Origin of the sequence: Fibrobacter sp. UBA2449, assembly GCF_002342555.1 — a bacterium.
Taxonomy (GTDB): Bacteria; Fibrobacterota; Fibrobacteria; order Fibrobacterales; family Fibrobacteraceae; genus Fibrobacter.
Window position 1 is genome coordinate 22,387 of the sequence record NZ_DDQF01000003.1, and the last position, 14,385, is coordinate 36,771.

11 protein-coding genes are annotated in these 14,385 nt (G+C 55.3%); 2 read left to right on the forward strand and 9 right to left on the reverse strand.

The window, feature by feature from the left end; genetic code table 11:
* Window positions 1–1,857 carry an ATP-dependent DNA helicase gene (locus tag B4B27_RS00805; RefSeq protein ID WP_290722715.1) on the forward strand — a complete coding sequence of 619 codons (1,857 nt, stop codon included), beginning with the start codon at window positions 1–3 and terminating at the stop codon, window positions 1,855–1,857.
* Window positions 1,858–1,914: 57 nt separating this feature from the next.
* Here the strand turns inward: B4B27_RS00805 and glmM are convergent, their stop codons facing one another.
* The 4 genes from glmM to B4B27_RS00825 all read right to left on the reverse strand — a co-directional run bounded on the left by glmM (window position 1,915) and on the right by B4B27_RS00825 (window position 6,656).
* The gene (glmM, locus tag B4B27_RS00810; protein WP_290722717.1) at window positions 1,915–3,255 is read right to left on the reverse strand and encodes a phosphoglucosamine mutase; all 1,341 of its coding nucleotides are present in this window, start codon (window positions 3,253–3,255) and stop codon (window positions 1,915–1,917) included.
* A gap of 18 nt (window positions 3,256–3,273) precedes the next feature.
* Window positions 3,274–3,606, reverse strand: coding sequence for a cupin domain-containing protein (locus tag B4B27_RS00815; protein ID WP_073116006.1), 333 nt, complete (start codon window positions 3,604–3,606; stop codon window positions 3,274–3,276).
* A gap of 55 nt (window positions 3,607–3,661) precedes the next feature.
* Window positions 3,662–3,787 (reverse strand): hypothetical protein, encoded by a 126-nt coding sequence (locus B4B27_RS00820; protein WP_290722721.1) that lies wholly within the window; start codon window positions 3,785–3,787, stop codon window positions 3,662–3,664.
* A gap of 166 nt (window positions 3,788–3,953) precedes the next feature.
* A complete protein-coding gene (locus B4B27_RS00825; protein WP_290722723.1) occupies window positions 3,954–6,656 on the reverse strand; it encodes an FISUMP domain-containing protein in 2,703 nt (900 codons plus the stop codon).
* A 156-nt stretch (window positions 6,657–6,812) separates the two neighbouring features.
* Between B4B27_RS00825 and B4B27_RS00830 the strand changes: the two genes are divergently transcribed.
* Window positions 6,813–8,711: an ABC-F family ATP-binding cassette domain-containing protein gene (locus B4B27_RS00830; protein ID WP_290722725.1), complete on the forward strand. Its 1,899-nt coding sequence runs from the start codon at window positions 6,813–6,815 to the stop codon at window positions 8,709–8,711.
* Window positions 8,712–8,719: 8 nt separating this feature from the next.
* On the opposite strand, the gene B4B27_RS00835 is transcribed toward B4B27_RS00830, so the two are convergent.
* The 5 genes from B4B27_RS00835 to B4B27_RS00855 all read right to left on the reverse strand — a co-directional run bounded on the left by B4B27_RS00835 (window position 8,720) and on the right by B4B27_RS00855 (window position 14,381).
* A complete protein-coding gene (locus B4B27_RS00835; protein ID WP_290722727.1) occupies window positions 8,720–9,520 on the reverse strand; it encodes a YggS family pyridoxal phosphate-dependent enzyme in 801 nt (266 codons plus the stop codon).
* A gap of 72 nt (window positions 9,521–9,592) precedes the next feature.
* Window positions 9,593–10,039: a hypothetical protein gene (locus tag B4B27_RS00840; protein ID WP_290722730.1), complete on the reverse strand. Its 447-nt coding sequence runs from the start codon at window positions 10,037–10,039 to the stop codon at window positions 9,593–9,595.
* A gap of 106 nt (window positions 10,040–10,145) precedes the next feature.
* Window positions 10,146–12,491 carry an endopeptidase La gene (gene lon / locus B4B27_RS00845; RefSeq protein ID WP_290722733.1) on the reverse strand — a complete coding sequence of 782 codons (2,346 nt, stop codon included), beginning with the start codon at window positions 12,489–12,491 and terminating at the stop codon, window positions 10,146–10,148.
* A 4-nt stretch (window positions 12,492–12,495) separates the two neighbouring features.
* On the reverse strand, window positions 12,496–13,791 hold the full coding sequence (gene clpX, locus B4B27_RS00850; RefSeq protein ID WP_173366178.1) for an ATP-dependent Clp protease ATP-binding subunit ClpX: 1,296 nt from the start codon (window positions 13,789–13,791) through the stop codon (window positions 12,496–12,498).
* Window positions 13,791–14,381 carry an ATP-dependent Clp protease proteolytic subunit gene (locus B4B27_RS00855; RefSeq protein WP_173366177.1) on the reverse strand — a complete coding sequence of 197 codons (591 nt, stop codon included), beginning with the start codon at window positions 14,379–14,381 and terminating at the stop codon, window positions 13,791–13,793. The genes clpX and B4B27_RS00855 overlap by 1 nt, the downstream gene beginning before the upstream one ends.
* Window positions 14,382–14,385 lie beyond the last annotated feature (4 nt).

Genomic DNA, 14,385 nt, shown 5'->3' on the forward strand with positions numbered 1-14,385 from the left:
ATGGACAAGAGCAACGAAAACTTGATGAATGCGTTAGTCGAATGTGGCGCCGTCACTCCGCTGCAAAGGCGTCTTATGGATGCGATTCCGGCTTTTTGCTCCGATGCCGACCCTGAACTGTTTGATTTGCTTGCCCTTTTGCTCTGCAGGCAGAATTTTGGCGATACGCGCATTCCGCTGGATTCTGGCAAACTGGAAGCCAGGCTTTCGAAGACGCTCGAAAATTTCGGCATTCCTTGCGAGCCCTGCTATAAGGAATCCCTGCAGAAAGCGGCAAGAAAAATCAACGACGGCGGTTACGAAGGAATTGTCGGTACAGACGCGCACGAACATTCCTTTTTCAAGAAGCCCTTTACGCTGAAGGACAATTACCTTTACCCGACCAAGTATTTCTATTCCAAGCTTACCGTCGAACAGAAAGTCCGCGAGCTCTTTGTGGCGCACGCTCCGGTAAAAGGTGCTGCGGAAAAATGCATCGAAAGTGTCGCCTCGTTCACAAAAGACGTCAACGGAAATCCGGTGCGGCTCGAAGCGGAGCAGGCCGAAGCGATTGTGCGCGGTGTCGACGAAAACTTGATTGTCACGGGTGGCCCGGGCACAGGCAAGACGACGGTCATCTTCTTCTTGCTTCGGGAACTTTACTGCGAGCATCCGGACAGGCTTGCCTACCCGCTGTATCTGGCGGCCCCGAGCGGCAAGGCCGCCGACCGCATGAAAGAAAGTATCGTGAATTCCGTGAACCTGGTCGGCTCCGAGGAATTCGAGAACCATCTTGAGATTTACAACAAGATAACGAATGCGGAAACGTACACCCTCCACCGCCTGCTGGGTTACAAACCGAACGAAAACAAGTTCTTTCACGACGAACAGAATCCGTTCCCCGAAAATGCGGTTATTGTCATCGACGAAACGAGCATGGTGGATATCTCGCTTTTCGGGGCTTTCCTGAAAGCGGTTCCCAAAAGCGTGCGACTGTTCTTGCTGGGCGATGCGGACCAGTTGCCGCCTGTAGATGCGGGTGCCGTGCTAGGCGACCTGCTCGGCGTAAAGACGGATTCCACCGTCAAATTAACTGTTTCGAGGCGCTTCGACAAGAATTCCCAAATCGGGAAACTCGCCTCGCTCGAAAATGCCGAAACTCTTTTTGGTTTCAAGGATTTGAACTCGTGGGTTCTAGGAAGCGCTGTGCAGATGCTGGGATTGCCTGCCGAAAATTACCGTAACGAAGTCGAAGCCTTGCTTACCCGCTGGTTCGAAAATTACCTCTCGGACTTTGTAGATGCGGCAAGTCAAATCAATCCGCAAAAGCAGTGTTCGCCGCAAGATGCGGAGTACGCAAATTGCCAGAAGGTGTGGGAATTTTGCACGCAGTCAAAAATTCTTTCTGCCGAAAGGCAGGGCGGCATCGGCACGGACTTCATCAACCAATTCATGGAACGCCTCGTCCTCGAAAAATGCCGCAACAAAAGAACATGCAAAATGCTCATGTTGGTCAAGAACCAGAAAACCTTCCGGCTCTACAACGGCGACATGTGCATTCTCTGTTACGATCGGTCGGGCGAAAACTACCTGATGTTCAAGAAGGGGAACGACTTTGTATTTTACCCCACGTACCTTTTCCCGAAGGATGTTTTCGAACTCGCTTACGCCTCGACTGTTCACAAGGCCCAAGGGTCCGAATACAATCATGTGCTGATGTTCCTGCCGACCCGACTGGGGCACCCCCTGCTAAATCGCCAGATTCTTTACACGGGCATCACCCGCGCCAAGAAAACCGTGACCATCGTCGCGACTCCCGAAACGTTCAAGGCCGCCTGCGAAACAGTCATCGAACGCGATACGGGAATCGAACTATAAAAAAGAGCGCCGAACGAGCACTCTTTTTTTCAAAAACAGTCCGCAGCATAGCGACGGTTAGATGAGTTTTTCCACCTTCGCGCAGAGTTCTTCCGCTTCTGCGGCAGTCGGCGCCTCCGCAATCACACGAATCACCGGCTCCGTATTGCTCGCACGCACATGCACCCAGGACTTTTCGCTCCCGAGCCACAGGCCATCGCGCTCGTCGCTCTTCCAGCCGGCAAATTCCGCCTTCACCTTCGGGAGGATATCCGCCACCTTCTTGTCGCCGAGTTCGAACTTCTTCTTCGGCATCACGTAGGCGGGGTTTTCAGCCACAAACTTCTCGGGGCCGCCGTCATGGTGCGCCATCCAGCTGAGCACCAGCGCCGCCGCCACAAGGGAATCACGCCCGTAGTGGAGCGCCGGCAGAATCACGCCGCCGTTGCCTTCACCGCCGATGATGCAGGCGTTCTCGATCATCTGCAGGCTCACGTTAATCTCGCCCACCTTCGCGCGGCTGAATTCGCAGCCGTACTTCGTGGCAACATCTTCGTTCATGCGGCTCGTAGAAAGGTTCACGCAAACGCTTCCCTTCTTTTGGCTCAGAACTTCTTCAGTCGCAATCGCAAGCGTGTATTCCTCGCCGATACTTTGTCCTAAACCGTCCACGAGGGCGCAGCGGTCGGCATCCGGGTCCACCGCAAATCCGAGCGCGCAACCGTTCTTCTTTACGGCGTCACGCAAATCGCCCAGGTTCTCGGGAATCGGTTCCGCACCGCGCGGGAACGTGCCGTCGGGTTCGCAATGCACGCGCACCACCTCGCAGCCGAGCTGTTCCAGCAAGCGCGGCACAATGTAGCTGCCCGCACCGTTCACGGCATCCACGGCCACCTTGAACTTTTTCGCGCGAATCGCCTCCACGTCCACGAACGGAATCTTGAGCGTGCCGTCGATGTGGATGCCATCGGCATCGGACGCCACCTCGTACTTGCCCATCGTGCGATAATCCGGATAACTGAAGTTGTCCGCATCGGCGAGTTCGAAAAGCTTCTTCACATCGTCGGGCCCGAGGAAGAGTCCCTTGCTGTTGAGGAACTTGAGCGCGTTCCATTCAAGCGGGTTGTGACTTGCGGTAATGATGATACCCGCATCCGCCTTGAAATGCACCGTCAGGAGTTCCACCGAGGGCGTCGTCGAAAGGCCGACATCCACCACGTCCACACCGGAAAGGCGGCATATGCCCGCGACAAACTGCACGATGGCATCGCCGGTGGGACGGCTGTCACGCCCGATAACCACACGTTTCGCCTTCGTAATCTCGAGGAAGGCGCGCACGTGGCTCTTCAAGACTTGCGGGGTGAGGGTGTCGCCCACGATACCGCGGATACCCGAAATAGAACGCATCAGTTTAGACATCTTGTATACTCCGTTTTTTTATCCCAGTTCCGGAACGCACGCGTAGAACACGAGCGGCTCCTCGCTCTCGTTAATCAAGCTGTGGCTGTGACCCTTCGGGCAAAAGTGGCACTGGCCAGCCTCGACATATTCCACGCCGTCGTCGAACAGCACCTTGCCCTTGCCCGCGACGAAGAACATGATTTCGCTGTTGGTCTCGTGCTTGTGATAGCCGATAGATGCGCCCTGTTCGAGCGTCCCGTGCATAATGCGAGTCGTCCCGTCAAAGTACATCTTTGCCTTGTATTCTTTCTCGCCACCCTTGAAGTTCGGCAGCACCGTCGTTTCCATGCCTTTCAAATCGATAATCATTTTTACACCCTTGAAGACTTATTGCGCCATGAAAAATAGCATTTTAGAACGGCATCTATCCCATCGCTTCCATAACACCGACAGTCATAGCGAGCGCCGAATAAACCAGGCCCACGATAATGGCAATCTTTTCCTTGCGCCGGAATTCTTCCGCATCGTACTCGGGCGCATCAATCTTCATCTTCCACGCTCCACATGAAGTTGCCCACCGGATGCTTGTCGGCAACTTTCTGTCCTTCAACTTTTTCGCTATCGCGTTCATTCTCTGCCATAGTACAGGAAAAATAAAAAAAAGACGGGCCGGGGTTAACCGGTCCGTCTTGAATTTTTTACCCTATATCAGGGAACTAGTTCTTGATGCAACGGACATACAAAGCATAGCTTTTGCCTATTTGCGGGAACGTCAAGCCTTGCGTATTAATCATCAACGAAATAGCCCTGTTGGTATAGCCGCTTATTTCGGAAATACCCCACATGGTGAACCCGGAGCCAACGGAAGGACCTGAAGTTGGAATAAGTGCATCGAATCCCAGGTTTTTAGCATTGCCGCTCCATACTTCCGCCATCAAGGCCTCCTGCTCGGAAATTTCCAACGCTTCGGCATAACCTCTTGCCCGTTCGTAAAGTGCATTCAATTCCGTATAGGTGGGCAGATGCCAGCCCGCAGGGCATACACCTTGGTAAGGCGTTTCGGGATTATAAACGTTATTTGCAGCATCGAAATTTGTCCCATAAACTTTATTCTGGTACGTGTTCGACACGTTCATCGCGCCAGACCACCTGTAGAGCATCCCGTAATCCTCGCAGTTCGGCAAGTAATCCGAACCCTGCGAGCCGGGGCAGCTCCAAGCGCCCTTCAGGTTCGTCATGGTACTCGAATCCGCATACGCAAGGTTCTGGGTCATCCAAGTCTGGTCACCGATTTTCTTGTAGCTGTAAAGTTTGCCATCTCTGTAATCGCAGAAATGGGTGGTAGTATCGAAGGCCGCTCCGCCACACCTTTGAATGACGACGCCGCTGCCGTTTTCATCCACACCAGCACAGAACTGCTTCGACACATCGTAGCCGAAAGGCAGGGTGTAACGATTATTCCCTTCATCCTTGAACCATGTGGTATGATTGCTCTTAAGAACAACAGTCGGTCCGAAGTTCGCATATGAGTCGTTTTCTACTGCGCTGACAGAGAGCGTCATGGGGTAATTCCCGCAAAGTGACGAGAAGAGGGTATCGGAACGGCAGGTCTGGGTTTCCGGATCGAAGGTGTTGCCGCCACACTTAGCGAACACCCTGTCGCCTGCACAGAAGTAGTCCGCGGTACTGTAGCTGTACCCGCCACACTTTTCAACGAGCGCATCATTTTCGCAGAAATAAGCGGTAGTATCATAAGCGGCACCGCCGCACTTTTCAACGATCGCGCCATAGAGGCGGTTAGAGCCTTCGGGTATGTAGCAGAAATAAGTTTCATTGGCGTAGAAATTATCCGGATAACTCACCTGGAAAGTCGAATCCTCTCCAACGAACACATATGAAGTTTTAAGAGGGCTTCTTGTAACAGTTGTTGTCATGCCATAATTCGGGCTTGCGCCATTTGCAGACTTGGTTGAACCGCAATAGTACATTCTCTTAGCGCTATTGACGGAACTACTGCGTGCATACAACATGGAATCAACACCAGATTGCTTGCTAAGCAATATACTTGTTGACGCTTGAATATTGTCAAACACCAAATCCTTATCGCCAAAGGTAACGCTATGCAGGCACTGGGCCTTGGTAGAATCGTAGTACCAATGCCAATTCGGGTCATCCTTATCGCCACAAAGAGTCAACACAACGCCTTCTTCACACTTCTGTGTAACAAGATCGTAACTCTTGTTTCCACACAAATCATAGAGGGTTCCGTCCACACAGAATTTTTCGCTTGGCTTGTAGCTTTCCCCACTGCAAAGGGCAAGAACGACACCTTCATCACAGAACTGCGTTGCCGGATCGTAGGCTACACCGTCGCAAGTCTCGTAGAGAGTCCCTTCTACACAGAACTTTTCAGTCGGGTTATAGGTCGCGCCATTACAGAAGGGAGCGACAGTACTGCCTTCAAAGCAGAAGTTCACTTCCGGGTCGTACGGCGTTACACCGCACATGGCCTTGTACAGTGTAGTATTTTCACTGCTACCGCAGGTCACCGTCACCGTGCCATCGCCGTTATCCTCAAGAGAACACTTCAAGGATTCGAGCCATTCCGCTTCGGTTCCCTCAAAACCGGCCCTGACAGCAAGTTCATAAGCACTCTTGCCGTCCAAACCACTTTTCCCCTTCAACGATTCCAACCACTGGGCCTCGGTTCCTATCGAAGGATTATTTTCCTTTGCAATTTCATAGGCGCTCTTGCCATCAACGCCATCAACGCCGTTCTTGCCCGGGGTTCCCTTCAGCGAGGCAAGCCATTCAGCCTCAGTACCCTCGAAGCCGGCCTCGACAGCCAATTCGTAAGCGCTCTTGCCGTCGATGCCATTCGTACCATTGGTGCCATTCGTACCGTTAGCTCCCTTCAGCGAGGCGAGCCATTCAGCCTCGGTTCCTTCGAAGCCGGCAGCCACTGCAAGTTCGTAGGCGCTCTTGCCGTCGATGCCATTCGTACCATTAGTGCCATTCGTGCCGTTCGTGCCATCAATACCGTTCACGAGCACGCCAACGGAGTCGCCGGCGCAAAGCACCTTGAAACCGCCATCGAAAGGCTTCACAACACAAGAAGTTCCATCCTTACCGTCGGTGCCGTTCGTACCATTGGTGCCATTTTTACCATCGGCTCCGTTCTTGCCGTTGGTACCATCTTTACCGTTAGCACCGTCTTCGCCGTTCTTCACGGTACCGACACTCTTGCCTCCGCAAATCATGTCGAAGCCGGAACCATCCTCGAGCGCCTCGGCAACGCAGCTCGTGCCATCGGCCCCGTCTGCACCCGGAGCACCGTCCGTACCGTTTTCACCTGAACAGGCCACAAGCGCCAATCCCGCCGTGAAGCCAACTGCGTATGTCCATTTTTTGATAGTCATGCTATCTCCTTTTTTGGGGTTAGAATCTTCTTACTTTTTAATGTAAGAAAAAAAAAACATTCGTCAATGCTTTTCGTAAGATTTGATAGCAAGCAAAAATTAGCACGACCACCACCCCTAGCCGGCCAAAACGGCATTTTTCTAAATTTACCCCCCGTGATCCAGATTCAGAACGTCTCCAAATCATTCGGCGTGCAAGTTTTGCTCGATGGCGCGAGCCTGCTTGTGGGCGACCATGAGCGCGTAGGGCTCGTAGGCCGTAACGGTTGCGGCAAGTCCACGCTGTTCAAGATGATTCTCGGGCAGGAATGCCTTGACGGCGGTTCCATCGACATTCCCAAGAAATACACGCTGGGCTACCTGCAGCAGCACCTGAACTTCACGCACGCGACCGTGCACGAGGAGGCCTGCAGTGTCTTGAAGCCCAACGAAGACGGCTGGCTGGAAGAACACAAGGTAGAAGCGATTTTGTTCGGTCTCGGATTCGACGAGGAATCCATGCACAAGAGCCCGATGCTGTTGTCCGGCGGTTTCCAGATTCGCCTGAACCTCGCGAAGGTCTTGGCGAGCGAGCCCGACATGCTGCTGCTCGACGAACCGACAAACTACCTCGACATCGTGTCGATGCGCTGGCTCAGCCGCTTTCTGCGTAGCTGGAAGGGCGAAGTGCTCCTGATTACGCACGACCACCACTTTATGGACGAGGTCTGCACGCACACCGCCGGGATTTTCCGCCACAAGATTCGCAAGGTGAAAGGCACAGTAGAAAAGCTCCGCGAGACGGTGGCCGAAGAAGAAGAAGTCGCCCAGCGCACGCAGGAGAACGAGGCGAAGAAAAAGGAGCAGCTCGAAAAGGTCATCGAGCGTTTCCGCTACAAGGCCGCGAAGGCCGCCATGGTGCAGTCCAAGATCAAGGCCGCCGCAAAGCTTGCCACGGGCGAGCGACTCACGCACGAACGCAATCTAGAATTCAGCTTTACCGAGGCAGGTTTCCCCGGCAAGAGGATGCTGCAAATCAAGGGACTCTCGTTTGCGTACCCGAACAAGGGCGAAGACGGCACCGTGCAGGGAATGGGCCCCGAGCTCATCACCGACTTGACGATGGAGGTCTTCAAGGGCGACCGCATCGCGGTTATCGGCCCGAACGGCCGCGGTAAAACAACGCTGCTGAACCTCATAGCAAAAGAACTGCAGCCGACCGCAGGCGAAATCACCTACAATCCGAACTTACAGATAAACTATTTCGGACAGACGAATATCAACCGCCTGAACCTCGAAAACACCGTCGAAGAAGAAATAGCCTCGGCGATTGAAGAAGTATCGCAGAAGAGCCGCGCCCGCGGACTTGCGGGTCTCATGATGTTCAGCGGCGACAATGCGCTCAAGAAGGTGAAGGTGCTCTCCGGTGGCGAAAGGAGCCGCGTGCTCCTCGGGAAGATTCTCGCAAGCCCCTGCAACATGCTACTGCTCGACGAACCCACGAACCACCTCGACATGGAAAGCATCGAGAGCCTCATCGACGCGCTCGAAGACTACGAGGGCACCGCGTTGGTGGTAACCCACGACGAGGAACTCCTGCACGCGTTCGCCACAAGGCTCGTGGTATTCGACGGCGGCAAGTGCCGCATATTCGAAGGCACATACGCCGACTTCCTCGAGAAGGTGGGCTGGGCATCCGAAAAGAAACCCGGCGGCACTGAATCCGCGAACATCAAGGTTTCGAACATCGACGTGAAAACGGACGCACCCTCGGCAGCCCCGCGCGCCAAGGAAGACCGCAAGGCGCGTGCCGACTATATCGCCGAGCGCAGCAAGGTCATAAAGCCCCTCGAAAAGAAACTCGCGAAAATCGAAGAAGATATCGCGAAGGCCGAAGCCCTCGGCGGCGAACTCGAAGCGAAACTCGTGACCGCCTCGGAAAGCGGCGACGGGAACGCCATCACCGCCATCGCCAAGGACATGGACGACAACAAGAAGAAAGTCGACCAGCTTTACGAAGACTGGGAAAAGACCAGCGCCGAACTCGAAGCTGCCAAAGACAAATACCCGATATAATCCGAAGTCTACGCCGGGTCGTTCACCGGTTTGGAGTAATCGCGCTCGCCGAAGAGGGCCGTGCCCACGCGAATCATCGTGGAGCCTTCTTCAATCGCGACTTCCAGGTCGCCAGTCATGCCCATCGAAAGCTGGTCGAAGTGGGCAAACGCACCGCCCTTCGCGAGAAACTTCTGCTGCAGGGTGCGTAGGAATGCGAAGCATTCGCGGCTGTCTTCGGCGACACCCGTGTTCTTCCCGATGGTCATGAGCCCGCGGAAGCGCAAGTGCGGGAAGTTTTCGCTCTTGCCGTCATCAGTCGCGGCACCCGCTTTTTCTGCAAGTCCGTTCAAGAACGCTTCGGCCTCGTGCACGTCGAGCCCGCTCTTGGTCTCTTCTTCACCGGCATTCACCTGGAAAAGGATATCAAGGATTTTGCCCGCGCCGTTCTCTCCGGGGAGTGCCGCGCAAACGCGCTCCAATTTCTCGACCGCCTCGATGCTCGCGATGGAGTGGATGCAGTCGGCGACAATCGCCGCCTTCTTGAGCTTGTTGCTCTGCACGGGGCCAATCACGTGGCAACGCACGCGGCTCCCGTCCTTCGCCATGCGCGGCGCAGAGAACTTGAGTTCGGCTTCTTGCACGCGGTTCTCGCCGAAGTCGGTCGCGCCCAGGCTGATCGCATTTTCCACGGCTTCTGCCGGGTGGAACTTGCTCACCCAAACGAGCTTAACCGATTCACGGCTGCGGCCCGCAATCTTGCAGGCTTCCGCAATCCTTGCCTCAAGAGTTGCAAGGTGTCCACGCATTTCTTCGAGAGTGAATTCCATTTTACGCCTCTAATTTTCCAACGCTCAAATATATAAAACGAAACGGGCCATCATCTGACAAGAAAAGCATTTCTATTCCAGGAACTTCTCTTTCTCGGACCGCAATATTGCTAATAAAGAAATCAAGAAAAACGCAAAGAAAACCGACAATGGAATAAGTCCAAAAACCGGCAAAAATACCAACAACGCCAAAAAGAGAATAAATCCCGGCAAGAAAGGAATCAATACAATAAAGAACAACTTCCAAAAATTGATAGGCTGCTTCCAGAGTTTTCTGTAAAACAGCGTCAACGGCGCGCCCAAGGATATCGGCACAAAGGGGAGCAGGATTGCCGCGCCAAAAAAGTGCGGATTGACATCGACGGAGCTTTTATCTTCTATAGCCAAGTATTGCGCTTCAAGAATACCCCATACCACGGCAAAGATGATTACAGGCACAAGGAAAATAACCATATCCACAATCATGCAGACAGTGACTTTCCCTTTATCTAAATCATACAATCGTTTATTCTTATCCATCGGCTATCAAAATACAAAAAAATCCCCGGAGCGCACCGGGGACAATAAATGTACCTATCGCTGTTTCTATCGCTACGCTCCAGAATGACAGGCTCCAGGGTGACACTCAGGCTACCAACTTCTTCGCCTTCTTCTGCACGAACAGGATCTTCACGATTTCGTCGATGTGCTTGTGCGTATAGATCTTGAGGCCCTTCTTCGCGGGTGCCGGGAGCTCGTCCACGTCCTTCTTGTTCTGCGCAGGCAGGCGGAGCGTCTTCACGCCGGCCTGGAGGGCCGCCAAAGCCTTCTCGTTGAGCCCGCCAATCGCAAGGCATGCACCCGTGAGGCTCACCTCGCCGGTAAACGCGACGTCAGGCGGTACAGGAATCTTGGTGAACGCTGAGAGCAGGCACAGCGTGAGGGCAATACCCGCAGAGGGACCGTCCTTCGGCACGGCGCCTTCTGGCACGTGGATATGGATGTCCGTCTTCTTGACAATCGCCGGGTCGATACCGAAACGGTGCAGGCGCTCGCGCACCAGGCTCACCGCAATCTGGGCGGATTCCTTCATCACGTCGCCGAGCTTGCCCGTCATTATAATCTGGCCCTTGCCGCTCAGGAGCATGCACTCGATGGGCAGAATCTCGCCGCCCACGCTCGTCCAGGCAAGGCCCGTCACCACGCCGGGGCGGCCCGGTTCGGGCAGCTGGCTATCGAGGAATCTCGGGGCGCCGAGGTATTCCTGCAACTGCTTTTCGGTGACGGCGGGCTTGATCTTCTTGCCCATCACGATTTCTTTCGCACGGTGGCGCACCGCACTCTCGAGGGTACGTTCCAGTTCGCGCACGCCCGCCTCGCGGGTCCATCCGCGCATCACCTGGTTGATGATGTCCTCATCGAAGGAAACCTGTTCGCCGAGCTTCACGCCGGTACGTTCGCAAATGCGCGGCACCAGGTACTTGCTTGCAATCTGCAGTTTCTCGTGCGGGTAGTAGCCGGGCAGGCGCACAATCTCGAGCCTGTCGCGCAGCGCCTCGGGGATTTCGCTCTCGCTGTTCGCCGTCGCGATAAACAGCACGCGGCTAAGGTCGAGTCCCACTTCCATGAAGTGGTCGGTAAAGTCGTGGTTCTGTTCCGGGTCGAGCACCTCGAGCATCGCGCTCGCGGGGTCGCCGCGGAAGTCGCTCGCCATCTTGTCGATTTCGTCCAGGAGGATAATCGGGTTCATGCACTTGGCACGGCGCAGCGCCTGGATAAAGCGGCCCGGCATCGCTCCGATGTAGGTGCGGCGGTGGCCGCGTATTTCGGCCTCGTCGCGCACGCCGCCAAGCGTAATGCGCACAAAGTTCCTCTGCATGGCATTCGCGATCGATTCCACGAGGGTCGTCTTGCCCACACCGGGAGGCCCGACGAGGCAGAGGATCGGGGAACGGCGCTCGGTCCCGGTAAGCTTCAGGACCGCGATGTATTCCATGATGCGTTCCTTCACCTTGTCGAGCCCGAAATGCTTGGAGTCGAGCTCGCCCTTCACCTTCTTCATGTTGAGCACGGTATCGGTGTACTCACCGTAAGGCATCGCGAGGAACCAGTCGATATAGTTGCGGCTCACCGCGTATTCCGGGGAAGTCGGCTGCATGAGCTTCATGCGCGCAATCTCGTCCTCGAGCTTTTCGACGATCGCCGGGCTGAACTTTTTCGCCTTGATCTTCTTCAGCAGCTGTTCCGGCTCCGAGGCGCCTTCGCCATCGCCGTCCAGTTCATCCTGCAGCTGGCGGATCTGTTCAGAGATAAACCATTCCTTCTGCTGCTGCGCCATCTTCTGGCGCACGCTCTGCTGGATGCGCACCAGCACGTTCTCGTTGTCGTCGGTCACGTCCATGAGCGCGAGAAGCTTCGCCGACATCTCGTCGAGCGAGCGAGCTTCCAAGAAACTCTGCTTTTCGGCAAGCGACACCTGCAGGAAGGGAATAATCCCGTAGTAGGCGTTCAGCTGGCTTTCCATGCCGAAGAATGCATCCACCATGCCCTCGGCAATATTGCGCTTGGTCGCATAGTCGCGGAAGCGCGTCATCACCTCGTCGAAGGAATCCGTCTTGGCATTTTCCTTCACGGGGAACTTGCGCGGGGAAACCGTCACCTGCAGGAACCCGTCCACCGTCATGATGGAGCGGAGGTCCACGATCTGCACGCCTTCCAGCACCGCCTTCACGCAGCCGTTCGGGAAAGGCGTCACGCCGTTCACGTTCGCAATCACGCCCACCGAATAAAGGTCCAGCATCGGGTTCTGGATTTCTTCCACCGACACGTCCTTCTGGGCAACGAGGATAATCACATTGTTGTGGTTCTCCGCGAATTCCAGGGCACGGAGCGACATTTCGCGACCCACCAGAATACGGCGGGTCGTATGCGGAAACACCACGGCATCCCGAAGCGGGAGCAACGGATACGTTTTCGAAAAATCAAAATTCATAGCGCTAAGACGCCTTCTTGCGGGTTTTCTTAGCTGCACCGGAAACCGCAACACCAACGGAGCTCAGGCCGCTCTTCACCATCTCGGCAGTCAGCACGAGCTTCTTCACGTCGGAACCGGGCATCGTAAACATAGCCTTCTGCAGCGTCCGCTCCATCACGGAACGGAGCCCGCGGGCCCCCGTCTTGCGCGTCATGGTTTCGTGCACGATTTCCTTGAGCGCCTCGTCGGTAAATTCGAGTTCAATCCCGTCCATGGCGAACAGACTCTTGAACTGCTTCACAAGCGCGTTCTTCGGCTGCGTGAGAATATTCAGGAGGGCAGCCTCGTCGAGTTCCTCGAGCGCCACAGCAATCGGCAAGCGGCCCACGATTTCGGGAATGAGGCCGAACTTGATAAGGTCATCGGGTTCGAGCTGCTTGAAGAGTTCGCTGAGCGTATTGTCCTTCTCGCTACGGATGTCCGCACCGAAACCCATGCCGCCCTTGTTCACGCGCTGGGCGATAATCTTGTCGAGCGTCTCGAAGGCGCCACCGCAAATGAAAAGGATGTTTCTCGTGTTCACCTGCACCAGGGCCTGTTCCGGGTGCTTGCGACCGCCCTTCGGCGGCACAGCCGCCACGGTACCTTCCAAAATCTTCAGGAGGCCCTGCTGCACGCCTTCACCGCTCACGTCGCGGGTGATGGAGGGGTTCGCCGTCTTGCGCGCAATCTTGTCGATTTCGTCGATGAAGATAATGCCGCGTTCGGCCTTCGCCACATCGTAATCAGCGGCCTGCAAAAGGCGCACGATGATGTTTTCGACATCCTCGCCCACGTAGCCCGCCTCGGTGAGTACCGTCGCGTCTGCAATGGTAAAGGGGACATCGAGGAAGCGCGCCATCGTCTGCGCCAAAAGCGTCTTGCCCGAACCGGTAGGCCCCACCAGGAGCAGGTTCGACTTTTCGACTTCCACATCATCCTTGGAATCCGCATGGGCCTGCCTGTAGCGCAGGCGCTTGTAATGGTTGTAGACCGCAACGGAAAGGGCCATCTTCGCCTGGTCCTGTCCAATGACGAACTCGTCCAGGTGCGCCTTGATTTCGGTCGGGAGCGGAAGCGGCTTTTGCACGGCAGCCTCGGTAGCCGCCTTCTCCTGCATCGCACGGGAGCGGTCTTCCTCGATAATCCTGTAGCACATCGTCACGCAGTCGCTGCAGATATGCACGCCCGCGCCCGTAATCATCTTCTCGACGCGTTCTGCGGGCTTGCCACAAAAGCTACACGTCACAGTAGGATGGTTTTTCCCGCTACGATACATTAAATTCCCTCTTTACGCGGAACAAAGATTTCATCGATGACGCCAAAGGCCTTCGCTTCATCGGGGCCCATGTAGAAATCGCGGTCGGTCTTCGCGCGGACCTCGTCTATCGACTTGCCCGTGTGCTTCGCGACGATTTCGGTAAGCGTATCCTTCGTGCGCACGATTTCCTTCGCAGTAATCTGGATGTCAGTCGACTGGCCGGTAGCGGCACCCGACGGCTGGTGCAGCATGATGCGCGAATGCGGGAGCGCATAGCGCTTGCCCTTCGTACCCGCAGCGAGAAGCACGGCAGCCATGGAGGCGCAGCTTCCGATGCAGATGGTAGCGATATTCGGGCGCACGTGCTGCATGGTATCGTAAATGGCAAGCCCTGCCGACACGTAACCACCGGGGCTGTTGATATACAGCGTGATATCCTTCTCCGGGTTCTCGTATTCAAGGAAAATCAACTGGGCCATGACGTTGTTCGCCACTTCGTCGTTGATGGGCGTGCCCAAGAAGATGATGCGTTCCTTGAGGAGGCGCGAGTAGATATCGTAGGCGCGTTCACCGCGTCCGGTGGTCTCGATGACGGTAGGGATGATCATTAAC